The 24,057-nt window shown below is 72.8% G+C and carries 20 protein-coding genes; 12 read left to right on the forward strand and 8 right to left on the reverse strand.

The window, feature by feature from the left end; translation table 11 throughout:
* Positions 1-331 precede the first annotated feature (331 nt).
* From pucL to P3T27_RS17510, 5 genes are all read right to left on the reverse strand, one after another.
* Positions 332-1,252, reverse strand: a complete 921-nt coding sequence (gene pucL, locus P3T27_RS17490) for a factor-independent urate hydroxylase (protein ID WP_280679408.1) — start codon at positions 1,250-1,252, stop codon at positions 332-334.
* Between the two features lie 32 nt (positions 1,253-1,284).
* Positions 1,285-1,620: a hydroxyisourate hydrolase gene (gene uraH, locus P3T27_RS17495; RefSeq protein WP_280679410.1), complete on the reverse strand. Its 336-nt coding sequence runs from the start codon at positions 1,618-1,620 to the stop codon at positions 1,285-1,287.
* Between the two features lie 71 nt (positions 1,621-1,691).
* Positions 1,692-2,195, reverse strand: a complete 504-nt coding sequence (uraD, locus tag P3T27_RS17500) for a 2-oxo-4-hydroxy-4-carboxy-5-ureidoimidazoline decarboxylase (RefSeq protein ID WP_280679412.1) — start codon at positions 2,193-2,195, stop codon at positions 1,692-1,694.
* Between the two features lie 237 nt (positions 2,196-2,432).
* Complete coding sequence (locus tag P3T27_RS17505) at positions 2,433-2,813, reverse strand: helix-turn-helix domain-containing protein (protein WP_280679414.1); 381 nt, start codon at positions 2,811-2,813, stop codon at positions 2,433-2,435.
* The gene (locus P3T27_RS17510) at positions 2,810-3,079 is read right to left on the reverse strand and encodes a thiamine-binding protein (RefSeq protein WP_280679416.1); all 270 of its coding nucleotides are present in this window, start codon (positions 3,077-3,079) and stop codon (positions 2,810-2,812) included. Before P3T27_RS17510 ends, P3T27_RS17505 begins: the two co-directional genes overlap by 4 nt.
* Positions 3,080-3,284: 205 nt before the next feature.
* On the opposite strand from P3T27_RS17510, the gene P3T27_RS17515 reads away from it, so the two are divergent.
* From P3T27_RS17515 to P3T27_RS17570, 12 genes are all read left to right on the forward strand, one after another.
* Positions 3,285-4,130 carry a TIM barrel protein gene (locus P3T27_RS17515; protein ID WP_280679418.1) on the forward strand — a complete coding sequence of 282 codons (846 nt, stop codon included), beginning with the start codon at positions 3,285-3,287 and terminating at the stop codon, positions 4,128-4,130.
* Positions 4,131-4,345: 215 nt separating this feature from the next.
* Entirely contained in the window at positions 4,346-5,233 is an 888-nt protein-coding gene (locus tag P3T27_RS17520; RefSeq protein ID WP_280679420.1) for a 2-hydroxy-3-oxopropionate reductase, read from the forward strand.
* A gap of 486 nt (positions 5,234-5,719) precedes the next feature.
* Complete coding sequence (locus tag P3T27_RS17525) at positions 5,720-6,862, forward strand: glycerate kinase (RefSeq protein WP_280679422.1); 1,143 nt, start codon at positions 5,720-5,722, stop codon at positions 6,860-6,862.
* 214 nt (positions 6,863-7,076) lie between these two features.
* Positions 7,077-8,480 (forward strand): allantoinase AllB, encoded by a 1,404-nt coding sequence (gene allB, locus P3T27_RS17530; RefSeq protein ID WP_280679424.1) that lies wholly within the window; start codon positions 7,077-7,079, stop codon positions 8,478-8,480.
* Between the two features lie 9 nt (positions 8,481-8,489).
* Positions 8,490-9,749, forward strand: coding sequence for an allantoicase (gene alc, locus P3T27_RS17535; protein ID WP_348534109.1), 1,260 nt, complete (start codon positions 8,490-8,492; stop codon positions 9,747-9,749).
* A 56-nt stretch (positions 9,750-9,805) separates the two neighbouring features.
* Positions 9,806-11,266 carry a catalase gene (locus P3T27_RS17540; protein ID WP_280679426.1) on the forward strand — a complete coding sequence of 487 codons (1,461 nt, stop codon included), beginning with the start codon at positions 9,806-9,808 and terminating at the stop codon, positions 11,264-11,266.
* Positions 11,267-11,557: 291 nt separating this feature from the next.
* Complete coding sequence (locus tag P3T27_RS17545) at positions 11,558-12,337, forward strand: IclR family transcriptional regulator C-terminal domain-containing protein (protein WP_280679428.1); 780 nt, start codon at positions 11,558-11,560, stop codon at positions 12,335-12,337.
* A 237-nt stretch (positions 12,338-12,574) separates the two neighbouring features.
* Complete coding sequence (locus P3T27_RS17550; protein ID WP_280679430.1) at positions 12,575-13,489, forward strand: metal-dependent hydrolase; 915 nt, start codon at positions 12,575-12,577, stop codon at positions 13,487-13,489.
* A 194-nt stretch (positions 13,490-13,683) separates the two neighbouring features.
* Positions 13,684-14,769 carry a PDR/VanB family oxidoreductase gene (locus tag P3T27_RS17555; protein ID WP_280679432.1) on the forward strand — a complete coding sequence of 362 codons (1,086 nt, stop codon included), beginning with the start codon at positions 13,684-13,686 and terminating at the stop codon, positions 14,767-14,769.
* A 27-nt stretch (positions 14,770-14,796) separates the two neighbouring features.
* On the forward strand, positions 14,797-15,741 hold the full coding sequence (locus P3T27_RS17560) for a M24 family metallopeptidase (protein ID WP_280679434.1): 945 nt from the start codon (positions 14,797-14,799) through the stop codon (positions 15,739-15,741).
* A complete protein-coding gene (locus tag P3T27_RS17565; RefSeq protein ID WP_280679436.1) occupies positions 15,738-17,495 on the forward strand; it encodes an SDR family oxidoreductase in 1,758 nt (585 codons plus the stop codon). The genes P3T27_RS17560 and P3T27_RS17565 overlap by 4 nt, the downstream gene beginning before the upstream one ends.
* A gap of 209 nt (positions 17,496-17,704) precedes the next feature.
* Complete coding sequence (locus tag P3T27_RS17570) at positions 17,705-18,325, forward strand: LysE family translocator (RefSeq protein WP_280679438.1); 621 nt, start codon at positions 17,705-17,707, stop codon at positions 18,323-18,325.
* Positions 18,326-18,438: 113 nt separating this feature from the next.
* Here P3T27_RS17570 and P3T27_RS17575 read toward each other — a convergent pair whose 3' ends face one another.
* The 3 genes from P3T27_RS17575 to pucD form a co-directional block, all read right to left on the reverse strand.
* Positions 18,439-19,638: an XdhC family protein gene (locus tag P3T27_RS17575; protein ID WP_280679440.1), complete on the reverse strand. Its 1,200-nt coding sequence runs from the start codon at positions 19,636-19,638 to the stop codon at positions 18,439-18,441.
* A 183-nt stretch (positions 19,639-19,821) separates the two neighbouring features.
* Entirely contained in the window at positions 19,822-21,345 is a 1,524-nt protein-coding gene (locus P3T27_RS17580; RefSeq protein WP_280679745.1) for an NCS2 family permease, read from the reverse strand.
* A gap of 332 nt (positions 21,346-21,677) precedes the next feature.
* On the reverse strand, positions 21,678-24,044 hold the full coding sequence (pucD, locus tag P3T27_RS17585) for a xanthine dehydrogenase subunit D (RefSeq protein ID WP_280679442.1): 2,367 nt from the start codon (positions 24,042-24,044) through the stop codon (positions 21,678-21,680).
* Positions 24,045-24,057: the final 13 nt, after the last annotated feature.

A 24,057-nucleotide genomic window follows, 5' to 3' on the forward strand; every position in this document is an offset into this window, starting at 1 on the left:
TTGTGCCCGTGGCTCCCGGCGCGCCCGTGGCGCTGGAGAGGCCCCGAGGGCGGGACGGCGGTGCAAGAGTCCCTCGGGGAGCTTCTCCAGTGCCCCGGGCCGGCCGCCGCGAGGCAGGCACGAACTCCGGTTGGTGGGGGTGGAGAAACTGGTGGTACGGGTGTTGCCGAAGCGGGTGATGCACGTGGAGCGGGTGATGCACGTGGATCGGGTGATGCACGTGGAGCGGGTGGAGCCGGTGGTGCGGATACCGCTGCCCGCCCGGACGTGGCCGGCCGCTGGGGGCCGGAGGGTGCGGCGACTCCGGGCGGTGTCCATGGGGTGGGGGAGGTCAGGCGACCGGGATGACCGGGACGACGCCGTCGCGGTGCACGGTGCCCTCGATGAGGCCGTACATGCGGTCGGCGGCGTAGTAGACCTCGTTCTCGTTCTTGAGGCCGAACGGCTCCAGGTCGACGAGGAAGTGGTGCTTGTTGGGCAGCTCCAGGCGGACCTCGTCCACCTCGGCGCGGTTGTTGAGGACCCGGGTGCCCATCGAGTGCAGGGTCTGCTGCAGCGAGTAGGAGTAGGTCTCGGCGAAGGCCTCCAGCAGGTGCCGCTTCACGTGGGTGTAGGAGCGGTTCCAGTTGGGCTGGGCCTCGCCGTCCCGGCCGCTGTAGCCGTACTTCCAGCGGGCGGTGACCTGGGTGGCGAGGATGCGGTCGTACGCCTCCTGCAGGGTGGTGTACTTGTCCTTGATGTAGCCCCAGAACTCCGAGTTGGTGGAGTTCATGACGATGAGGTCCTTCAGGCCGGAGATGACCTGGACGGACTCGCCGTCGTAGACGATCTCGGTGGTGCGGGTCTCCTGACCGCTGCGGACGAAGGAGTGGCCGACCTCCTCCGAGCCGATGAAGCGGGCCGAGCTGTCCGGCGTCTTGATCCGGTCCCAGGCGTACTCCTCGATCCGGATCCGGGCGCTGTGGACGACGCCGCGCTCGGTGTTGTCGACGAAGTGGCGCGCCAGGAGGATGCCGAAGGCCTCGGCGGACTCGATCCCGTGCTCCTTGGCGAAGGCGTACACGGTGTTCTTGGTGGTGTCGGTGGGGAGGCAGTTGGCGTTCGATCCGGTGAGGTGGACGTCCTCGAACTCACCGCGGAGGGAGACCGAGACGTTCAGGTCCTTGATCTCGTGCCGGGTGGAGTCGCGGTAGATCCGTACGATGCGGTTCTCCGCCTTGCCGTACTGGTTCTGACCGAGCACGTGGGCCATGACATGGCTCCTAGAGGTTCCAGGTCGGTCTACTAGCTTCCGCGGTAGACCGAGTATCCGAACGGGTTGAGCAGCAGCGGCACGTGGTAGTGGTGCTGCGCGGGCGCGACCGTGAAGACGATCGAGACCTCGGGGAAGAACGGCGGCTCCGCGGACTTCGACGCGTAGTGGGCGCCGGTGTCGAAGAGCAGCCGGACGACCGAGCCCGCCTCCACGGCCGGCAGGTCCTTGACCCGGCCGTCGGAGTCCGTGGCGGAGGTGCCGAGCACCTGCCAGCCACCCTCGGTGTGCAGTGCGAGCTCGACCGGGACGCCCTCGGCCGGGCGGCCGAGGCTGGTGTCGAGCACGTGGGTGGAGATGCCAGTCATGGGTGAAGTGACCTTACTGATGACAGAGGTGATGCTGCGTCAGCGAATTCTAACGATCCGTCAGCAATGCGTCAGGATTCGCCGAGCAGGCGGTTGAGCCGGATGTCGTTGATCTTGCGCAGCTCGCCCCGGACGATCTCCGCCTCGGTGGCGGCGTCGTTGGGGTGGCGCTCGCGCAGGGCCGCGAGCATGGTGGCCGCGGTGCGGCCGGTCGCGCAGATCAGGAACACGTGGCCGAACTTCGCCTCGTAGGCCGCGTTGGCCTCGCGCAGTTCGTCGAGGAGCGCCGCCTCCGCGCCGCGGAGGCCGGACTGCTCCCGCTCCGAGGTGGCGTCGCCCGCCTTCGGCCGGCCGATCCGGGCGTGGCCGGCCATCGCGTCGTGCAGGTCGGCGACGGTGAGCCCGGCCATCGCCGCCGCGTTGGCGGCGAGCAGGGACTCTCGGTCGGACCAGGGCTTGGCCTGCGCGACGGCGGCGGCCCAACGGGGGCTGGAGCAGACCTCCAGCAGGATCGCCTCCAGGTCCGCGGCGTCGGCCGCGGCCAGGGCGTCAAGGGTGTGGGGGTGGTTGGTCACGGGTGGACCTCCTGAAGAGTGGTGCCACCCGCACAAGCTAGATCCACCCCACCCGGCCGTCAACACTTTGTTGAACGGTTGGTGGTTACGTTTTGAACCGGCCCCTGTTGCCGGGCCGATTCGTGTGCGATTCGCCAAGTGCGCCCCGCCGGGGGCTGATTCAGACTGGCCGGACCGGCGGGGTGCGCCCGTTCGGAAGGTTTCCGGCAGGGGGAATCGCGGGCGGAGCGGAAGGGTTCAGGAGGGCTTCGAGCCGTCCTGGCGGTTGAGGTAGTTGTACACGGTGAAACGGCTGACGCCCAGAGCCGAGGCGACCGTCTCGACCCCGTGGCGGACGGTGAAGGCGCCGCGCTCCTCCAGGAGGGCGACGACCCGCTGCTTCTCCCCGCGGTCCAGCTCGGCCAGCGGGCGGCCGTCGAACTGGCGGGCCATCTCGGCCAGCAGCCGGTCCAGCGCGCTGCTCAGGTGCGGCAGCCGGACGGCGATCGCCGGGGCGCCCTCCCACTCCAGGACGACGTCCTCGGATTTCGCCTCGTCCAGCGGGACGGGCGTCGCGCCGACCGCGTCCAGCAGCGGCTTCATCGCCGTGGCCAGCGGGTGTTCCACGTGTCCGGTCACGGCGTACCGCCCTCCGCGCCCGGCGCGTCGTCGCCCAGCACGCTGACCTGGACCGAGATCCGGGTCGCGCCGGCGTCCAGGGTCTCCCGGAGCAGCCTGGTCACCGCGGCGAGGACCTGGTCGGCCTCGCCCTCGGCGCCGGTCCCGAAGGGGCCGACCGAGACGGCCAGACCGGCCTCGTCGACGACCTGGCGGGCCGCCGCGGCGTGCTCGGGGAACGTGTCCAGTTCGAACGGTTCTGTCGTGAACTCCACCATCAATCGCACGTGCTCACTGTAGCGAGCGGGCGGTGGGGGCGGGCAGGGGTCGGTCGATCGAACAGCGGCGACGCCGGTGGGAGGGCGTGCGCGGGCTTCTTCAACAAAATGTTGCGACGGTCTTGACACCCGCTCGCCGGGCCGGAGATGCTTCCACCAAGCAGAATCCCTCTTCCGCATTGTGGAAGTTGAGGATCTCGGAAGAGAGTGAGAGGTGAGTGACGTGACGGCCGCTTCCCGGCACAGCTTCACGGTCAACCTGTCGATCCTGTTCGGCGAACTGCCGCTGCTGGAGCGCCCCGCCGCGGCCGCGGCCGCCGGTTTCACCGCCGCCGAGCTGTGGTGGCCCTTCGGTACCGAGGCCACCCCGTCCGAGGCCGAGCTGGACACGCTCCGCAAGGCCTTCACCGACGCGGGCGTGCAGCTCACCGGCCTCAACTTCCTGGACGACCTCACCCTCGGCGCCCGCGGTACCGTCTCGGTGCCCGCCGAGCGGGACCGCTTCCGGGCCAACGTCCCGGTCGCCGCGGGGCTCGCCGCCTCGCTCGGCACCCAGGCGCTCAACGCGCTGTACGGCAACCGGGTCGAGGGCGTCGACGCCGCCGAACAGGACGCGCTCGCGCTGGAGCACCTGGTGCTCGCCGCCAGGGCCGCGCACGAGATCGGCGCGATCCTGCTGGTCGAGGCCCTCAACAGGGCGGAGTCCCCGGACTACCCGCTGGTTTCCGCCGCCGCCGCGGTCGAGGTCGTCGACAAGGTCAACGCCGCCACCGGCCTGGGCAACGCGAAGTTCCTCTGCGACCTGTACCACCTGGCCAAGAACGGCGAGGACCTGGCGGCCGTCATCGACACCTACGCCGACCGGTTCGGCCACGTGCAGATCGCCGACGACCCGGGCCGCAACGAGCCCGGTACCGGCGGTCTGGACTTCGAGGACCTGTTCGCCCGGCTCACCGTCGCCGGCTACACCGGCCCGATCGGCCTGGAGTACCGCCCCTCCACCGGCGTCAGCGCCGACAGCTTCGGGTGGCTGCCGCGCGAGCACCGCGCGGCCAAGTAGCCGCCGTCAGGTAGCGGCCGCCAAGTAGCCGCCGTCAAGTAGCGGCCGAGCAGCCGCACGCAGCCGCACGCAGCCACCTCGCGGTCTCCGCGCAGCCGCCAGGCAGCGCCACTCAGCCGCACGCAGTCGCCTGCCGGCTGGGCCCGGGCACCGACGCCACCGGCCCCGGGCAGTCACGCCCTCCCCACCCCACGAACGACGTAAGGAACGACGCGATGAGCCGCAAGATCGCCTTCATCGGCCTCGGCATCATGGGCAGCCCGATGGCCGCCAACCTGGTCAAGGCCGGCCACCACGTCACCGGCTACAACCTCACCCAGCCGCAGATCGACGCCCTGGTCGCGGCCGGCGGCCACGGCGCCACCAGCATCGCCGACGCGGTGAAGGACGCCGAGGTCGTCATCACCATGGTCCCGGCCGACCCGCACGTCGAGCAGGCCATCCTGGGCGAGGGCGGCGTGCTGGAGAACGTCCGGCCCGGCACCCTCGTGATCGACATGTCCTCGATCACCCCGCAGACCTCCCAGAAGGTCGACGCGGCCGCCCGGGAGAAGGGCGTGCGCACCCTGGACGCCCCGGTCTCCGGCGGCGAGGCCGGTGCCGTCGAGGCGGTGCTGTCGATCATGGTCGGCGGCTCCGCCGAGGACTTCGCCGAGGCCAAGCCGCTGTTCGACGCGGTGGGCACCACGGTCATCCACGTCGGCCCGTCCGGCGCCGGCCAGACCGTCAAGGCCGCCAACCAGCTGATCGTCGCCGTCAACATCCAGGTGCTCGCCGAGGCCGTGGTGTTCCTGGAGAACGCCGGCGTCGACCTGCCCGCCGCGCTGGACGTGCTCGGCGGCGGCCTGGCCGGCTCGACCGTGCTGAACCGCAAGAAGGCGAACATGATCGACCGCGAGTTCGCCCCGGGCTTCCGGATCGACCTGCACCACAAGGACATGGGCATCGTCACCGACGCCGCCCGCGCCGTGGGCGCCGCGCTGCCGGTCGGCGCCGTGGTGGCCCAGCTGGTCGCCTCCGCCCGCGCCAACGGCGACGGCTCGCTCGACCACTCGGCGCTGCTGCGCGGCGTCGAGCGCCTCTCGGGCCGCGAGGTCAAGTAAGACCGACCGGCACATGGTGGGCGTCGCGACGCCGCCCACCATGTGCCGGTCGGTCTAACACCCCGGGGCCCCTCGGGCCCCCTCGAACTCCTCCTGGTGGCGTGTACCTCATCCGGTCGTGCCCGCGCCACCAGGAGGGTCAGACCCGACCGGCAGGCGGGACCGGGGCTCATCCGCCCGTCCGCCGGTCGATCCAACCGGTGATGCGTACTCCCTGTCGGGGGCACTTCGGTCGTGCCTGTACGCCTCGCCTGGCCCCCTCCCCGCCGAGGGGAGCCTCTCGTACGTCGGAAGCGGGACGAGGGGAACGGCGGGGAGGGGGCCGCACCCTCCCGGCGGGGGGTCGTACCTCCGACGGGGGACGCATCCCCCTGGCGCAGGACACGCCCTCCCGGCGGGGGGTCGCACCCCCGGAACTCCCGGGCCCATGCTTGGCACAGGCTGTCGAAACATCGCCAGACCCCGTACGGAAGTGAGGACCGCACCATGCCCCCCACCCCCCACCAGGGCCATGTGGTCGTAGCTCCGGACAAGTTCAAGGGCACCCTGGAGGGTGCCGAGGTCGCCGCCCGGATCGCCGCCGGCGTCCGGCGCGCCGCGCCCGGCGTCGAGGTGCGCGAACTGCCCGTCGCCGACGGCGGCGAGGGCACCCTGGCCGCCGCGCTCGCGGCCGGCTTCAACCGCGTCCCGGCCAAGGTGGCCGGCCCGACCGGCCTCCCGGTGGACGCCGCGCTCGCCGTCCGGGGCGACACCGCCGTGGTCGAGCTCGCGCAGTCCTCCGGACTCGCCCGGCTCCCCGGCGGCCGCACCGCCCCGCTCGCGGCCGGGTCCTACGGGGTCGGCCAGCTGATCGGCCGGGCCGTGGCGCTCGGCGCCAAGCGGATCGTGCTCGGTCTCGGCGGCAGCGCCTGCACCGACGGCGGCGCGGGCATGGTCCAGGCGCTCGGCGTCCGCCTGCTCGACGCTGACGGTGCCGAACTGCCGCCCGGCGGGGCCGCGTTGCGCAGGCTCGACCGGATCGACCTCGGCCCGCTGGCCGATCTGCCGGCCGGTGTCGAGATCGTCGTGGCCTGCGACGTGGACAACCCGCTGCTCGGCCCGCGCGGCGCCACCGCCGTCTACGGCCCGCAGAAGGGCGCCGACGGCGACGACCTGGTGATCCTGGAGGAGGGCCTGACCCGCTTCGCCGACCAGGTCGCCCTGGTCACCGGGCGGGACGTGCGCGACGCCCCCGGCGCCGGGGCCGCCGGCGGGGTGGGCTTCGCCGCGCTCGCCCTGCTCGGCGCCACCATGCGACCCGGTATCGAGCTGCTGCTCGAACTGCTGGGTTTCGACGAGGCCGTGCGTGGGGCACGCCTCGTCGTGACTGGCGAGGGCTGTCTGGACGCGCAGACGCTCCACGGCAAGGCTCCCGCCGGCGTTGCCGCGGCGGCCGCCCGGGCGGGGGTTCGGGTGGCCGCCGTGGCGGGGCGGCTGGAGCTCTCCGAGCCCGAGTGGCGGGCCGCCGGGTTCGCGGCCGCGATCGCCCTCACCGACCTGGCCGAACAGCCGGGGGACAGCATGACCAGGGCCGGCGAGCTGGCCGAGGTGGCGGGGGAGCGGCTGGCGGTACAGCTGCTGTCCGGCTGAGTCGGGCCGGTCGGGCCGCCCCGGGCGGCGCCCGTCCCTCGTACGTTCCTCCATTGACGTTTTGTTGAAGGCGGGCCTAGGCTCCCGGGCAATCCTTCGGTTCCCGCCTTCCCCGACGGCCCTTCGACCGCCCCACGACCGCCCCGAGAGCGCCCTTCGAGCGCCTCCTCCGGCGTGCCCCCCACCCCTCCCTTCCAGGTTTCGGAGGTCCCCCATGCCTTTCAGCCAGCCAGCGGTGATCCGCTCCCGACGGGTGGTCCTGCCCGACGGTGAGCGCCCCGCCGACGTGCTGATCCGGGACGGGAAGATCGAGCGGGTCGCCGCGTACGGCTCGCTCCTCGCGGGCGAGCGCCCCGACGCCGACGGCGGCCTCACCGACCTCGGCGACACCGCCCTGTTGCCCGGCCTGGTCGACACCCACGTGCACGTCAACGAGCCCGGCCGCACCGAGTGGGAGGGCTTCGCCACCGCCACCCGGGCCGCCGCGGCCGGCGGCGTCACCACGATCATCGACATGCCGCTCAACTCCATCCCGCCCACCACCACGGTGGAGGGACTGGCCGTCAAGCGGAGGATCGCCGAGGGCCAGGCCTGGGTCGACCTCGGCTTCTGGGGCGGCGCCGTCCCCGGCAACGTCCCGGACCTCGCGCCGCTGCACGAGGCCGGCGTGTTCGGCTTCAAGAGCTTCCTCGCCCCCTCCGGCGTCGACGAGTTCCCGCACGTCGAGGCCGCGGACCTGGAGGCGGCGCTGGCCGAGCAGGCCCGGATCGGGGCGCTGGCGATCATCCACGCCGAGGACCCGGCCGTACTGGCCGCCGCCCCGCAGCAACCCGGCGTCCACTACCGCGACTTCCTCGCCTCCCGCCCCGCCGACGCGGAGACCGCGGCCGTCGCCCACCTGCTGGAGACCGCCCGGTGCACCGGCGCCCGCGTCCACATCCTGCACGTCTCCTCCGCCGCCGTGCTGCCGCTGCTGCGCCGAGCGCGCGAGGACGGTGTGCGGGTGACCGCCGAGACCTGCCCGCACTACCTGACCCTGGCGGCCGAGCAGGTGCCGGACGGCGACACCGCCTTCAAGTGCTGCCCGCCGATCCGCGACGAGACCAACCGCGACCGGCTCTGGCAGGCCCTGGCGGACGGCGAGTTCATCGCCGTCGTCTCCGACCACTCTCCCTCCACCCCCGACCTGAAGCTGCTGCCCGAGTACGGCGGCAGCGGCGACTTCGCGGCCGCCTGGGGCGGCATCGCCTCCCTGCAACTCGGTCTGCCGGCCGTCTGGACCGAGGCCCGCCGCCGCGGTCACGGTCTCGCCGACGTGGTCCGCTGGATGTCCGCCGGACCGGCCGAACTGGCCGGCCTCACCGGCATCAAGGGCGCCATCGCGCCCGGCTGCGACGCCGACCTGGTCGCCTTCGACCCCGACGGAGAATTCGCCGTCCACGCCGCCGGGTTGCATCACCGCAACCCGGTGACCCCGTACGCGGGCCGGACGCTGACCGGCGTGGTCCGCACGACCTGGCTGCGCGGTCGCGCGGTGGACACCGCGGCCGAGCCCTTCGGCCGTCAGCTCACCCGGCCCGCCGCAGCCCCCACCACCCCGTCCGACCGCCCGTCCTGAGGAGACTTCGTGACCACTGCCGACACCCCGAGCGCTCCCTTCACCGAGCTGGTCAACCTGGCCTCGCGGCTGCTGGGCGCGGGCGTCGTCGCCACCAACGAGGACACCTTCGCCGACGCCGAGAACCTCCTGGTCGCCAAGCCCGCCGAGTTCCGCCCGCACACCTTCGGCCACAAGGGCCAGATCATGGACGGCTGGGAGTCCAAGCGCCGCCGCGGCGTCTCCGCCGACCAGCCGCACCCCACCGACCAGGACCACGACTGGGCGATCGTCCGGCTCGGCGTCGGCGGTGTGATCCGCGGCCTCGTCGTGGACACCGCCCACTTCACCGGCAACTACCCGGAGAGCGCCTCCGTCGAGGCCGCCTCCGTCCCCGGCCACCCCTCGCCCGAGGAGCTGGCGGACGCCGAGTGGACCACCCTGGTGCCGCGCACCCCGCTGCAGGGCGACACCGCCCACGAGTTCGCCGTCGAGGACGCGGGCCGCTACACCCACGTGCGGCTCAACATCTTCCCGGACGGCGGCGTCGCCCGGCTGCGCGTCCACGGCGAGGTGCTGCCCGACCCGCGCGAACTGGACGGCCTCACCTTCGACCTGGCCGCGCAGGAGTACGGCGGCGTGGCCGAGGCCGCGTCCGACCGCTACTTCTCCTCCCCGCACAACCTGAACGCTCCCGGTCGCGCCTCCGTCATGGGCGAGGGCTGGGAGACCCGGCGTCGGCGCGACAAGGCCAACGACTGGGTGCAGATCGTCCTGGCCGGGGGCGGTGAGGTCCTGGCCGCCGAGGTGGACACCACCCACTTCGTCGCCAATGCCCCCGGCTGGGCCGACCTCGTCGGCTTCGACGCCTCGACCGGGGCGGACCCGGCGGACGGCGAGTGGTTCGAGATCCTGCCCCGCACCCGCCTGCAGCCCGACACCCGGCACCGCTTCCGGCTCGACGTCGGCCGCCCGGTGACCCACGTGCGCATCAACGTCTACCCGGACGGCGGCCTCGCCCGCCTCCGGCTCACCGGCCGCCTCACCGAGGCCGGTCGCGCGGCCCTCGCGCTGCGCTGGTTCAACGCCGTCCCGGCCGTCGAGGCCGCCGCGGCCCTCACCGAGGCCGGCCTGACCGCCGACGAGGCCGCCGAGCTGAGCGCCGCCCGTCCGCTGGCGGACCGGGTCGCGGCCACCACCGCCGTCGCCGCGCTCCAGCCCGCCGACGGCCCCGACGGCGAGAACTCCTCCCGCCGCCGCTCGGCGGTCTGGCTCCTGCTCGGCGTCTGACGCTTCGTCGCACACCTCTCCACGCACCGCTTGTATCGACACCTGAAGGACCCCTCATGTCCAAGATCCTGACCACGGAGTCCGGCGCCCCGGTCGCCGACAACCAGAACTCGGCCTCGGCCGGCGCGTACGGTCCGCTGCTGATCCAGGACCAGCAGCTGCTGGAGAAGCTGGCCCGCTTCAACCGCGAGCGCATCCCGGAGCGCGTCGTGCACGCCCGTGGCTCCGGCGCGTACGGCTACTTCGAGGTCACCGACGAGGTGTCGCAGTACACCCGCGCGGCCTTCCTCTCCGAGGTCGGCAAGCGCACCGAGGTCTTCCTGCGCTTCTCCACCGTGGCCGGCAACCTGGGCGCCAGCGACGCGGTGCGCGACCCGCGCGGCTTCGCACTGAAGTTCTACACCGAGCAGGGCAACTACGACCTGGTCGGCAACAACACCCCGGTGTTCTTCATCAAGGACCCGATCAAGTTCCCCGACTTCATCCACTCGCAGAAGCGCGACCCGTACACCGGCGTGCAGGAGGCGGACAACGTCTGGGACTTCTGGGCCCACTCGCCCGCCTCGACCCACCAGATCACCTGGCTGTTCGGCGACCGCGGCATCCCGGCCTCCTACCGCCACATGAACGGCTACGGCTCGCACACCTACCAGTGGGTCAACGCCGAGGGCGAGGCCTACTGGGTCAAGTACCACTTCAAGACCAACCAGGGCATCCGCTCGCTGGACGGCGACCAGTCCGCCGAGGTGCTCGGCGCCGACGCCGACTCGCACCAGCGCGACCTGCACCAGGCCATCGAGCGCGGCGTCTTCCCGTCCTGGACCCTCTACGTCCAGCTGATGCCGGTCGCCGAGGCCGCGGACTACCGCTTCAACCCGTTCGACCTCACCAAGGTGTGGCCGCACGCCGACTACCCGCTGGTCAAGGTCGGCCGCCTAGTGCTCAACAAGAACCCGGAGAACGTCTTCGCCGACGTCGAGCAGTCCGCGTTCTCGCCGAACAACTTCGTGCCCGGCATCGGCCCCTCCCCGGACAAGATGCTCCAGGGCCGCCTGTTCGCCTACGCCGACGCCCAGCGCTACCGCCTCGGCGTCAACCACACCCAGCTGCCGGTGAACGCCCCGCGCGCCACCGAGGCGGACAACTACGGCCGCGACGGCCTGCACGCCGTCAACAAGTCCGGCCGCGGCAAGAACTACGAGCCCAACTCGTACGACGGCCCCGCCCAGACCGACAACGCGCTCGCCGCGCCGGTCCGGCTGGACGGCTACACCGGCACCTACACCACGCCGGCCCACACCAAGGACGACGACTTCTTCCAGGCGGGCGAACTGTACCGGCTGATGTCCGCGGGCGAGAAGACCCGCCTGATCGACAACATCGCGGGCTTCCTCGCCCAGGTGACCCGCGAGGACGTCATCGAGAAGAACCTCGCCCACTTCCACGCCGCGGACGAGGAGTACGGCGCCCGCCTGGAGGCGGCCGTCGCCAAGCTGCGGGCGGGCGACGAGGGCTGAGCCCCTCCAGCGCCACCTGACCCACCCTCACCGGCCGCCGGGGCCCCGCCCGCGACCCGGCGGCCGCGCGACGGGCCCCTCCTCCCGGGCAGTGGGGGAGGGGCCCGTCGTGTTTCCTCCGGCCGTGTGTGCCTCCGGGCCCGCGCGGCCGGTTCCGCCTCCCCAGGTGGGCGGCGGGTGCTCCACGGAATGTTCACGGATATTCACGGACGGCAGTTGCCGGGCCCGCCGGGTGGATAGGCTGGAGGGTGCCCGCGGTCGCTCCGTGGGGGGACATCGGAAGGGGACGACATGTCGACACCAGCCCCGGGTCGCCACGCCGCGCTGGACCAGGGCCTCACCGGCCCGTTCACCTCCCTGCAGCACGCCCTCAGACTGCTGGAGGCCGTCGACCGGCACCCCGACGGCGCCACCCTGGTCGCCCTCGCGCGGGAGACCTCGCTCGGCCTGCCGACCGTCCGGCGTCTCGCGGAGATCCTCGAGATCGAGGGCTACCTCCAGTGCCAGGACGGGGGTTGGGTACTCGGCGGTACCTTCGCCCTGCTCGGCCAGTACAACCGGGAGCAGCTGGTGAAGGCCCGGCTGAACCGCAAACTCGCCGAACTGCGCGACGAGTTGGGTGCGGCGGTCTACTTCACCCGCTACCACGACGGGGAGTTGTCGGTGGAGGCGGTCGCCGCGGCCGAGTACGCGCCGGCGGTGCAGGAGTGGGTGGACTTCCGGGCCACCGCGCACGCCAGCGCGATCGGCAAGTGCCTGCTCAGCCAACTCGACTCGGAGGCCCGCCGGGACCACCTCTCCCGCCACCCGGTGGCCCGGCTCACCTCCCGGACCGTCACCGACGCCGACCAGTTGATGCACCGGCTGGAGCGACAGCCGGCCACCGTGCCGGTGCTGGACATCCAGGAGTACGCGCTCGGCACGGTGTGCGCGGCCGTCCCGATCACGGCGGGCAGCACGGTCGGCTGTCTGGCCACCTCGATGCCGGTGGACAACGTGCACAAGCTGAAGGCCGCCGCCGAACTGCTGGCGGCCCGGGCGGCGCCGCTGATGCTGGCGATGGCGGTCTGAGCGTCGCGCCGTCCTGCCGTGGGCCCCGCCGGATCCTGCCGATCCGGCGGGGCCCACGTGTTTCCGTGGCCGCCGCCGGTTTCGGTGGCCCGGATCGGTTTCGGTAGCCGCTTCCGGGTGCACATCACTTATTAGACTCGATGTCGATAAGAGGCGCCGAAACCCTTGTCCCGGCCGCTACCCGCGAGTACGTTTCCCTCACGCCGAGCCGCCGTCCCGAGGTCAGGAGGGCCTGCCATGCCCCGATCCACCCCCGTACCCGCCCTTGCCGCCCCCGCCGCGCGCGTGCACGACAGCCTCGTCCTCGAACCCCGGGACGTCCGCTTCGACTGGGACCGACTGCCGCTGCACTGGATCCCCGACGAGCCGATGGCCACCCACGTCATCAACGTGCTGCACCTGCTGCTGCCCGAGGGCGAACGCTGGTTCGTCAAGGTGTTCAAGGAGGCGCTGCCGCTCATCCGGGACGATCAACTGCGCGAGGAGGTCCTGGGGTTCATCGGCCAGGAGGCCATCCACGCCGAGGCGCACCAGGAGGTCCTCGACCACCTGCTCGGCCAGGGGCTCGACCCGCGTCCGTACGTCCGGCAGGTCGCCTGGCTGTTCCGGCGTGTCCTCGGCGACAAGCCGGGCCTCGGTCCCGCGCGGCGGCGCGAGAACATCATCGAGCGGGTCGCCTTCATCGCGGCGATCGAGCACTTCACGGCCTTCCTCGGCAACTGGGCGCTCAACTCCCCGGGCCTGGACCGCGCCGAGGCCGACCCGACGATGCTCGACCTGCTGCGCTGGCACGGCGCCGAGGAGGTCGAACACCGCAGCGTCGCCTTCGACCTGATGGTCCACCTGGACCCCGGCTACCTGCGCCGGGTCCGCGGGATGGCCGTCTCCGGTCCGCTGCTGGTCCACCTCTGGGTGCGCGGCGCCCGCTTCCTGCTCGCCGCCGACCCGACCCTGCACGGGCGGCTCAAGCCCACCTGGCGCGAGGCCGGCAGGATCGCCAAGCGCGGCCTGCTGCCCGACCCGGTCGGGTCGATCCGCTCCGGCCTGCGGTACCTGCGGCCCGGCTACCACCCCACCCAGGAGGGCTCGTCCAGTCAGGCCCTCGGCTACCTCGCCACCTCCCCGGCCGCCCGCGCCGCCGCCGGGGGCTGACGGCGGACGGGGGTCGGTCGACGGCTGACAGGTGACAGCTGACAGATTTCAGCGAACAGAGAACGTTATCTGTTATCTGTTATCTGTTCGCTGAAATCTGAAATCTGTCAGCTGTTCGCCGAGCCCCGCCCGCCGCCGCCGCCGCCGCCCGCCCGCTCGCCGCCCGCCACCCTCCTGACGCCAAGGACCGCCGGATGGACCTGCTCAACCCGCCCCCCGACCTCTACGGCCGCCCCCGCGCGGACACCTTCATGCGCCGCCTCACCGCCTTCGGTGACCGCTACTCCCCGGCCCTCGGCAGCCCCCTGCTGCGCCGCAACCCCCGCCGCCCGCTCAGCCGCCCCACCCCGCCGCTCCAACTGGCCGTCAGCGCCCGCCGCCGACTCGCCGCCGACGTCGTCGAGTTGCGGCTCGCCGACCCCTCCGGCGGCCCGCTCCCCGGCTGGCAGCCCGGCGCCCACCTGCGCCTCGCCCTGCCCTCCGGCCGCGAGCGCCACTACTCGCTCACCGGCGACCCCGCCGACCGCACCGCCTACCGGATCGCCGTGCGGCGACTGCCCGAGGGCGGCGGAGGGTCCGTCGAGATCCACGACACCCTGCACCCCGGCACCCGCCTCACCGCCCGCCGCCCGCGCAACGGCTTCCCGTTCTGCGCCGAGCCCGCCGTCCTCCTGCTCGCCGGCGGCATCGGCGTCACCCCGCTGCTCCCGATGGCCCGCGAGGCGCAGCGGCACGGCCTCGACTGGCGCCTGGTGCACGTCGGCCGCAGTGTCGACACCCTCCCGTACACGGACGAGCTGCGCGCCCTCGACCCGCGTCGGGTGGAGCTGCGCACCGACGACGAGCACGGCGTGCCGACCGCCGCCGACCTGCTCGCGCATGCCCCGCGCGGCGCCGCCGTCTACTGCTGCGGCCCGGCCCCGATGCTCACCGCCGTGCAGCGCGCCCTGGGCGGATCCCCGGCCACCGCCCTGCACTTCGAGCGCTTCGGTGCCGCCCCGATCGCCGGCGGCGCCCCCTTCACCCTGCGCCTGGGTGCCGGCGGCCCGGCGCTGGACGTCCCCGCCGACCGCTCCGCCCTGGACGTGCTGCGCGAGGCCCGCCCCGACCTCCCGTACTCCTGCCACCAGGGTTTCTGCGGCACCTGCGAGGTCCGCCTGCTGGCCGGTACGCCGGACCACCGGGACCGCCGCCTCACCCCCGAACAGCGCGCCGCCGGCGCCGTGCTGCCCTGCGTCTCCCGGGCCGCCGAGGGCGAGACCCTGGTGCTCGACCTGTAGCGTGCTCGACCTGTAGAAGGAGCCCCGATGGCGACCCCCCCGACCTTCCCCTACGGCGAGCGCGACCTCGCCCGCTTCCGCGAGACCCAGCGACTCGCCTACCACTGCGCCGAACAGGTCGCCGACTGGATCGAACCGGGCGTCACCGAGCGCCAGGCCACCGCGGAGCTGCGCCGCCGCCTCGTCGCCGCCGGGGTGCAGGACTTCTTCCACGTCCCGTTCGCCTGGTTCGGCGACCGCACGGCCTTCCGGCACTTCCACACCCCGCTGCAGTTCTTCGCCGGCAACCGCCGCCTGCAGGAGGGCATGCCGTACGTGCTGGACTGCGCGCCGATCGTCGACGGCTACACCGCCGACATCGGCTACGGCGGCAAGGTCGGCGAGAACAGGGTCTGGGACCGCCTCGCCGCCGACCTGAAGGTCTACCGCGAGCTGATCCTCAAGGAGGTACGGGCCCGCAGGCCGCTCGACGAGGTGTACGCGGCCGTGGACGCGCAGATCGCCGCGCACGGCTACGACAACCGCCACCAGGTCTACCCGGGCCGGGTGATCGGCCACCAGGTCACCCGGACCACGATGCGCGGACCGGCCGGGGTCAACGTCTTCGGCTTCGGCGTGCGCACCCTGCAGACCCTAGGCCGCGAGCTCATCTCCGAGCGCCTGCACGGCCGTTCACCGCTCTGGGCGGACGGTCGGTCGTCCCGGCACGCGCCCACCCCGGGTCTGTGGGCGGTCGAGCCGCACATCGGCTTCCGCGGCGTGGGCATCAAGTTCGAGGAACTCCTGGTGGTCACCGAGGACGACGCCTACTGGCTCGACGACGACCTGCCGCACGTCCGCCGCTGGACGACCGACACCGCCGAGGCGACTGAGGCAGCCACCACGCCGACCACCGCGCCGACCACCGAGGCAGCCACCGCGCCGACCACCGAGGCAAGCACCGAGGCGACCACCCTGGAGGCCACCCGATGACCACCGTCCGCCGCCGAACCGTGCACTCCGACGGCCTCCCGCTCGCCGTCTTCGAGCAGGGCGACCCGGCCGCCCCCACCGTCCTGCTGGTGCACGGCTACCCGGACACCCACGCGGTCTGGGACGACGTCGCCGCCGACCTCGCCCGTGACCACCACGTGGTCCGCTACGACGTGCGCGGCGCCGGCGAGTCCGGGGTCCCCGCCACCCGGGACGGCTACCGGCTGGAGCGCCTGGCCGCCGACCTGTTCGCGGTCGCCGACGCCGTCAGCCCGGACCGACCGGTACACGTGATCGCCCACGACTGGGGCTCGATCCAGTCCTGGGAGGCCGTCACCGCGCCCGGCGCCGAGCGGCGGATCGCCTCGTACACCACGATGTCCGGCCCCTGCCTGGACCACACGGCGTACTGGCTGCGCCACCGGATGCGCCGCCCCACCCCGCGCCACCTGCGGCAGCTGCTCCACCAGGGCCTGCACTCCTGGTACATCACCGCCTTCCACCTGCCCTTCCTCGCCCCGGGCGTCTGGCGCCTGGGGCTGGCCCGGGCCTGGCCGCGGGTGCTGCGCGACCTGGAGCACGTCACCCCGCGGCCCGACCACCCGCAGGCCGGCCTGCGCCGCGACGCCGTCCGCGGTATCGAGCTGTACCGGGCCAACTTCCGCCCCACGCTGCGCAGTCCGCGCGAGCGGCCGACGGAGGTGCCGGTCCAGCTGATCACCCTCACCCGGGACCGCTACGTCGCTCCCTTCCTCTCCGAGGGACTGGAGCGCTGGGTGCCCGAGCTGACCCGACGCACGCTGCACGCCGGCCACTGGTCGGCGCTGCTGGAGAAGGGAGCCACCGTGGCCGCGATGGTCCGCGAGTTCACCACCCGCATCGAGGCCGGGCAGACAGGGCAGACAGGGCAGGCGGAGCAGGCCGGGCCGGCCGACGCGGCCCGGGGCGACGGCCGGCTGGTCGTCGTCACCGGCGGCGGCAGCGGCATCGGCCGGGCCACCGCGCTCGCCTTCGCCGAGGACGGCGCCCGCGTGGTGGTCTGCGACCTCGACCTCGCCGCCGCCGAGCGCACCGCCGAACTCGCCTCGCTGATCGGCCCGCAGGCGCACGCCTACCGCGTGGACGTCGCCGACGGCGCCGCGGTGGACGCCTTCGCCGAGGCGGTCGCCGCCGAGCACGGGGTGCCCGACGTGGTGGTCAACAACGCGGGCATCGGCCACTCCGGGACGTTCCTGCAGACCACTGAGAAGGAGTGGCAGCGCGTCCTGGACGTCAACCTCTGGGGCGTCATCCACGGCTGCCGCGCCTTCGGCACGCTGATGGCCGACCGCGGCCAGGGCGGCCACCTGGTCAACGTCTCCTCGGCCGCCGCCTACCTGCCCTCCAAGGCGCTCACCGCCTACGCGACCAGCAAGGCCGCGGTGTTCATGCTCTCCGACTGCCTGCGCGCCGAACTCGCCGGGCACGGCATCGGCGTCTCCACGATCTGCCCGGGCATCGTCAACACCAACATCACCCGCACCTCCACCTTCTCCGCCACCACCGCCGACCAGCAGGCCGCCAAGCAGGCCCGCGCCGCCAGGCTCTACGCCCGCCGCGGCTTCCCCCCGGAGAAGGTCGCCACCGCCATCCTCACCGCCGTCCGCACCGGCAAGCCCGTCGTCCCGGTCACCCCGGAGGCCAAGGCCGCACGCTTCCTCTCCCGCCTCAGCCCCGCCCTGCTGCGCCTCGCCGCCCGCCTCAACGTCACCTGACCGGGCGCCCGGTGGGCCTGTGACAGCGGCAGAATCGCCGAGGGCGGGCTGCCCGATCCCACCGGGCCGGTGGACCCGGGTGAGTGAGCGCTTGCCGATCGACGGGTCCGCGTTCGCCCACCACCCAGGCGGGCGGGCCACCGGCCGGCCGACCCGGTGGGTGGTCCCGCCCGGAGCGGTGGATTGAGCCCGACGTAGCATGAAGGCCCATGGAGATGACGACGGCCCTCTGGTCCTTCGCCCTGGTCGTGGGGCTGCTGACGCTCACGCCCGGGCTCGACACGGCGCTGATCCTGCGCACGTCCGCGCTGGGGCACCGGCGGCAGGCGTGGGGGGTGGTGCTCGGCATCCAGACCGGAACGCTGGTCTGGGGGACGCTGAGCTCGGCCGGGGTGACGGCGCTGCTGACCGCCTCGCAGGTGGCGTACGAGGTGCTGCGCTGGGGCGGGGCCGCCTACCTGGTGTGGATGGGCGTCGGCATGCTGCGCGGCCGGGGCACGCAGGCGGTGGTCGAGGACGAGCCGACGGACGGCGGGTTCGGCCAGGGCTGGCGGCGCGGCACGCTCACCAATCTGCTGAACCCCAAGGTCGGGGTGTTCTACGTGGCCGTGCTGCCGCAGTTCATCCCCGCCGGGGCCCCGCACTTCGCCGCCGGCGTGGCGCTGACCTGCGTACACGTCGTGGAGGGCGTGCTCTGGTCGGCGGTGCTGGTGGGCTTCGCCAAGGCGGTGCGCGGCTGGCTGCGCCGCCCGTCGGCGCGCCGGCTGATGGACCGGGTGACGGGCACGGTGGTGGTGGGCTTCGGGCTCAAGCTGGCACTGACCGACTGACCGACTGACCGACCGACCGGACGACCGACCGAGCCCCGGCCGCCGCACCCGAGCCGTGACAACCCGCGACAGCCCCCGGCCCCCGTCAGGCCGAGTGCGTCAGGCCGCCCCCGTCAGGCCGCGTGCGTCCGGGGCACCTGGTCCTCGGCCCCGGTCTCCTCGGCCTGCTCGGCCCGGGAGACGTCGTGGTGGATCGGCCCGTCCCCGGCGCTCAGCGGCAGGCAGCTGCCGCCGCGCCGGTGGGCGATGATCTCGGCCGCGACGGAGACCGCCGTCTCCTCGGGGGTGCGGGCGCCGAGGTCGAGGCCGATGGGGGAGCGCAGCCGGCCGATCTCGGCCTCGGTGAGGCCGACCTCGCGCAGTCGCGCCTCGCGGTCGCGGTGGGTGCGGCGCGAGCCCATCGCGCCGACGTAGCCGACCGGCAGCCGCAGCGCGCGTTCCAGCAGCGGGATGTCGAACTTGGCGTCGTGGGTGAGCACGCAGAGCACGGTGCGCCCGTCGATCCGGTCGAGCTGGGCGTCGAGGTAGCGGTGCGGCCAGTCGACGACGACCTCGTCGGCCTCGGGGAAGCGCCGCGCGGTCGCGAAGACGGGTCGGGCGTCACAGACGGTGACGCGGTAGCCGAGGAATTTGCCGATCCGCACGACGGCGGCGGCGAAGTCGATGGCCCCGAAGACGAGCATCCGCGGTGCGGGCACGTAGGACTCGACGAAGCAGGTGACGGTGCCCTGGTCGCGCTCGTCGCAGGGGCGCCCGTCGAGGCCGAGCACGATCCGGCCGGTGCGTCCGGCGTCGAGCATGGCCCGGGCCTCGGCGACGATCGCCCGTTCGAGCGCGCCCACGGTCGAGGGGCTGGGGGAGAGGGCGCCGTGGTGGGTGTCGGCGGTGACGGCGACGGTGGCGCCGACGAGTCCGCCGGGCCCGGCGATCACCCGGGCGAGCGCGACCGGCGTGCCGGAGGCGATGTACGCGATGCCGGCGTCCAGCCCGGCGTCGGCGCCGGGGACGATCGGCTGGACGAACACGTCGAGGATGCCGCCGCAGGTCAGGCCGACGGCGAAGGCGTCCTCGTCGCTGTAGCCGAACCGCTCCAGCACCGGCTCGCCGGACTCGATGGCGGCCTGGCACAGCTCGTAGACCGCTCCTTCGACGCAGCCGCCGGAGACGCTGCCGACCGCCTCGCCGGCCGCGTCCACGGCCAGTGCCGCCCCGGGGTCGCGCGGCGCGCTGCCGGAGACGCCGACGACGGTGGCCACGGCGAAGGAGCGCCCGGAGGCGTGCCAGGCCTGCAACTGCTCGGCGATGTCCTGCATGTCAGGAGCTCCTTGTCGCTTTCGAGGATAGTGGGGCACGACACCGGGCGCGCTGCCGTGGGGAAACACCGTCGTACGGGAAGCACCGCCGTACGGGAGACGCCGCCTGGGACACGCCGTCGTACGGGAGGTGCCGCCGTACGGGAAACGATCCCGTACGGCGGCGGTACCGCTTGACGCAGGTCAGTTCACGCCGAGCCAGGACTTGACCGGGGAGAGCGCGAAGTACACCACGAAGACCGCGGTGAGGATCCACATCAGCAGGCCGGGCTCGCGCCACTTGCCCTGGCCGGCCTTGATGACGGTGTACGAGATGACGCCGGCGGCGACGCCCGCGGTGATGCTGTAGGTGAACGGCATCAGGACGCAGGTGAGGAAGGCCGGGATGGCGACCTCGCGGTCCGACCAGTCGATGTGCCGGGCCTGGCTCATCATCATCGCGCCGATGACGACGAGGGCGGCGGAGGCGACCTCGACCGGGACGATGCCGGCGAGCGGCGAGAAGAACAGCATCAGGGCGAACAGTCCGCCGGTGACGGCGGAGGCGAGGCCGGTCCGGGCGCCGTCGCCGACGCCGGTCGCGGACTCGACGAAGACCGTCTGGCCGGACGCGCCCGCCAGTCCGCCGACCGCGCCGCCGGCGCCGTCGATGAACAGCGCCTTGGAGAGGCCGGGCATCCGGCCCTGCTTGTCGGCCAGTCCGGCCTCGGTGCCGACACCGATGATGGTGGCCATCGCGTCGAAGAAGCCGGCCAGCACGAGGGTGAACACGGCGACCGAGGCGCTGATCGCGCCCATGCCCTTGCCACCGAAGGCGCCGAACAGGTCGACGTGGCCGAAGAGGCTGAAGTCCGGCGCGGCGACCGGGCTGCCGGGCCAGACCGGGACGGAGTTCTTCCACGCCTCGGCCGGTACGTGGGCGACCTTGTTGACGATCACCGCGAGCACGGTGCCGCCGGCGATGCCGATCAGGATCGCGCCGCGGACGTTGCGGGCCATCAGCACGAAGATCGACAGCAGGGTGACGCAGAAGATCAGGACGGGCCAGCCGGACAGCTCGCCGAAGGGGCCGAGGGAGAGCGGGGTGGGGCCGCCGGTGTGCACGAACCCGGCCTTGTAGAGGCCGATGATCGTGACGAACAGGCCGATGCCGATGGTGATCGCGTGCTTGAGCGGCAGCGGGATGCCGTTCATGATCTTCTCGCGCAGGCCGGAGACGACCAGCAGCACGATCAGCAGGCCGTAGATGACGCACAGGCCCATGGCCTGCGGCCAGGTGGTGTGCGGCACGACGAGGGCGGAGACCGCGCCGGAGACCGAGAGGCCGGCGGCGAGGGCCAGCGGCACGTTGCCGACCACGCCCATCAGGATCGTGGTGACGGCGGCCGCGAGGGCGGTGGCCGTGGTCAGCGCGGCGTGGTCCAGCTTGACGCCGGTGACGTCCGCGCCGCTCAGGATGAGCGGGTTGAGCAGGATGATGTACGCCATCGCCATGAAGGTGGTGAGGCCACCCCGTAGTTCGTTGGCGAGCGTCGATCCCCGGGCCGAGATCCTGAAGTACGCGTCGACCGCGTTCCTCGGTCGTGCGTGCGGGGCCGACGTGGGGGTGTCGGCCTCGGCGGGCCCGTCTTCGCTGAGGGGCCCGTCTTCGCTGAGGGGTCTGTCTTCGGTGGGGCCGGGTTCCGTGGGGATCCGGGTCATGTCCACTCCCAAGTGTCAAAGGGGGTTGGGGTGGGCGAGCCGACCTGATCGCCAGTCAACGAGGTTGGCGCAGGGGGACTGTTCGACTCACTGGGAGGCACGCTCTGTGGCGGTGCCCGCGGTGCGTGGGTGGTGCGCACCGCTGCAGAACCCCGGCGTGGGAGAGGCAGCGGATGGTGCGTGCGTGTGCGGTGCGACAGAAGGTGCAGAGGTGGTGCGACAGAGGGTGGTGCGACAGAAGGCGCAAAGGTGGTGCGACGGAAGGTGGCGCACGGGTGGTGCGGCCCCGGGGCGGCGGGGAAGACGGTCGCCGCCCCGGGGAGGTTGAAGTCCCGCTGTCAGCCCGGGAGTTCCGTGGTCAGGTGCTCGGGCCGGACCGGGATCCGGTTGAGCGCCAGCCCGGTGGCGTTGCGGATGGCGGCCACGATCGACGGCGTCGCCGACACGGTCGGGGCCTCGCCGACGCCGCGCAGCCCGTACGGGGCGTGCGGGTCGGGCAGTTCGAGGATCTCCACCGGGATCGGCGGGGTGTCCAGGATGGTGGGGATCAGGTAGTCGGTGAAGGAGGCGTTGCGCACCTTCCCGTCCCGCACGATGATCTCCTCCATCACCGCGAGGCCGAGCGCCTGGGTGCAGCCGCCCTGGATCTGGCCGACGACGGAGAGCGGGTTGAGCGCCTTGCCGACGTCCTGGACGGCGGTGAGCTCGACCACCTTGACCAGGCCCAGTTCGACGTCCACGTCGACGACCGCGCGGTTGGCGCAGAAGGTGTACTGGACGTGGCCGAAGCCCTGCCCGGTCTCCTTGTCGAACGGGACGGTCGGGCGGTGGTGGTGTTCGCGGGTGAGGTCGATGGCCTCGTCGCCGAGCAGGTCGACCATGGAGACCAGCGCCCCGGAGCGGGCCGAGACGACCTTCCCGCCGGCCAGCGTGATGTCGTCGTGGGTCCAGCCGTAGCGGCGGCGGCCCTTCTCGATCAGCGCCCGCTTGACCGCCTCGGCGGCCAGCTTCACGGCGCCGCCGGTCATGTACGTCTGGCGCGAGGCGGAGGTCGAGCCGGCCGAGCCGACCTCGGTGTTGGCCGGGTGGATGGTGACCTGCTCGACGCCCAGCTCGGTGCGGGCGATCTGGGCGTGCACGGTCACGCCGCCCTGGCCGACCTCCGCCATCGCGGTGTGCACCATGGCGACCGGCTCGCCGCCGATCACCTCCAGGCGCACCCGGGCGGTGGAGTAGTCGTCGAAGCCCTCGGAGAAGCCGACGTTCTTGATGCCGACGGAGTAGCCGACGCCGCGCACGATGCCCTCGCCGTGCGAGGTGTTGGACAGCGCGCCGGGGAGCTGGCGCACGTCCAGGTGCGCGGTGTCCAGCGGCGGCGGCAGCGGCATCTCCTTGGCGCGCCGCAGCAGGTCGGCGACCGGGGCGGGGGAGTCGATCTGCTGGCCGGTGGGCATGTAGTCGCCCTCCGACATGGTGTTGAGCTGCCTCAACTCGACCGGGTCCAGGCCGAGTTCGGCGGCCAGCTTGTCCATCTGCGACTCGTAGCCGAACGCGGCCTGGACGGCGCCGAAGCCGCGCATCGCGCCGCAGGACGGGTTGTTGCTGTAGAGCGCGATGGCGTGCATCTTCACGTTCGGGATCACGTACGGGCCGTGCCCGAGCGAGGCCGCGTTGCCGACCACGGCGGGCGAGGCGGAGGCGTACGCGCCGCCGTCCAGCACGATCCGGCAGTCGGCGAAGACCAGCTTGCCGTCACGGGTGGCGCCGTGCTCGTAGTGCATCCTCGCAGGGTGGCGGTGCACGTGGCCGTAGAAGGACTCGTCGCGGGCGTAGACGATCTTGACCGGCTTGCCGGTGTGCTGGGCCAGCAGGCAGGCGTGGATCTGCATCGAGATGTCCTCGCGACCGCCGAAGGCGCCGCCGACGCCGGCCAGGGTGAGCCGGACCTTCTCCTCGGGCAGGTCGAGCACCGGGGCCATCTGCTCGCGGTCCACGTGCAGCCACTGGGTGGCGACGTAGAGGTCGATGCCGCCGTCCTCGGCGGGCACCGCGAGGCCGGACTCGGGGCCGAGGAAGGCCTGGTCCTGCATGCCGACCTCGTAGTCGCCGCTGACGATGACGTCCGCCAGCGCGCGGACCTCGTCGGTCACGCCGAGGCCGGAGACCAGCCGCTGCTCGTGGCAGATGTTGCCGTACGCGTGCGACTTGTACTCGTGCGGCTCGTGCACGTAGCCGTACGTCCCGGGGTCGAGGCACTGCTCCTCGGTGACGATCGGGGTGAGCACCTCGTACTCGACCTTGATCTTCTTCACCGCGCGGCGGGCCGTCTCCGGGTGGTCGGCCGCGACCAGCGCGATCGCCTCGCCGTGGTAGCGGACCTTGTCGATGGCCAGGGCCGGCTGGTCCTGGATCTCCAGGCCGTAGTACTTCGAGCCCGGGATGTCCTGGTGGGTGAGGACGGCGTAGACGCCGGGCACCTTGAGCGCCTCGGAGATGTCCACCGAGAGGATGGTGGCGCGGGGGTGCGGCGAGCGCAGCGCCGTGCCCCAGAGCATGTCCTCGTGCCACATGTCGGAGGAGTACGCGAACTCGCCCTTGACCTTCAGGTTGCCGTCCGGGCGCAGCGGCGAGCCGCCGATGCCGTCCTTGGACGCCTGGTTGATGTTCTGGAGGTTCTTCTGACCCTGGATGGTGCGAGCGCTCATGCGGCCACCTCGC

The organism is Kitasatospora sp. MAA19, assembly GCF_029894125.1.
Classification (GTDB): Bacteria; Actinomycetota; Actinomycetes; order Streptomycetales; family Streptomycetaceae; genus Kitasatospora.

Coding starts and splice junctions, on each gene's coding strand:
- pucL (WP_280679408.1), bottom strand. CDS start 1,252: ATGGCCCACGTGCTCGGTCAGAACCAGTACGGCAAGGCGGAGAACCGC.
- uraH (WP_280679410.1), bottom strand. CDS start 1,620: ATGACTGGCATCTCCACCCACGTGCTCGACACCAGCCTCGGCCGCCCG.
- P3T27_RS17520 (WP_280679420.1), top strand. CDS start 4,346: ATGAGCCGCAAGATCGCCTTCATCGGCCTCGGCATCATGGGCAGCCCG.
- P3T27_RS17525 (WP_280679422.1), top strand. CDS start 5,720: ATGCCCCCCACCCCCCACCAGGGCCATGTGGTCGTAGCTCCGGACAAG.
- allB (WP_280679424.1), top strand. CDS start 7,077: ATGCCTTTCAGCCAGCCAGCGGTGATCCGCTCCCGACGGGTGGTCCTG.
- P3T27_RS17540 (WP_280679426.1), top strand. CDS start 9,806: ATGTCCAAGATCCTGACCACGGAGTCCGGCGCCCCGGTCGCCGACAAC.
- P3T27_RS17545 (WP_280679428.1), top strand. CDS start 11,558: ATGTCGACACCAGCCCCGGGTCGCCACGCCGCGCTGGACCAGGGCCTC.
- P3T27_RS17550 (WP_280679430.1), top strand. CDS start 12,575: ATGCCCCGATCCACCCCCGTACCCGCCCTTGCCGCCCCCGCCGCGCGC.
- P3T27_RS17555 (WP_280679432.1), top strand. CDS start 13,684: ATGGACCTGCTCAACCCGCCCCCCGACCTCTACGGCCGCCCCCGCGCG.
- P3T27_RS17560 (WP_280679434.1), top strand. CDS start 14,797: ATGGCGACCCCCCCGACCTTCCCCTACGGCGAGCGCGACCTCGCCCGC.
- P3T27_RS17565 (WP_280679436.1), top strand. CDS start 15,738: ATGACCACCGTCCGCCGCCGAACCGTGCACTCCGACGGCCTCCCGCTC.
- P3T27_RS17570 (WP_280679438.1), top strand. CDS start 17,705: ATGGAGATGACGACGGCCCTCTGGTCCTTCGCCCTGGTCGTGGGGCTG.
- P3T27_RS17575 (WP_280679440.1), bottom strand. CDS start 19,638: ATGCAGGACATCGCCGAGCAGTTGCAGGCCTGGCACGCCTCCGGGCGC.
- pucD (WP_280679442.1), bottom strand. CDS start 24,044: ATGAGCGCTCGCACCATCCAGGGTCAGAAGAACCTCCAGAACATCAAC.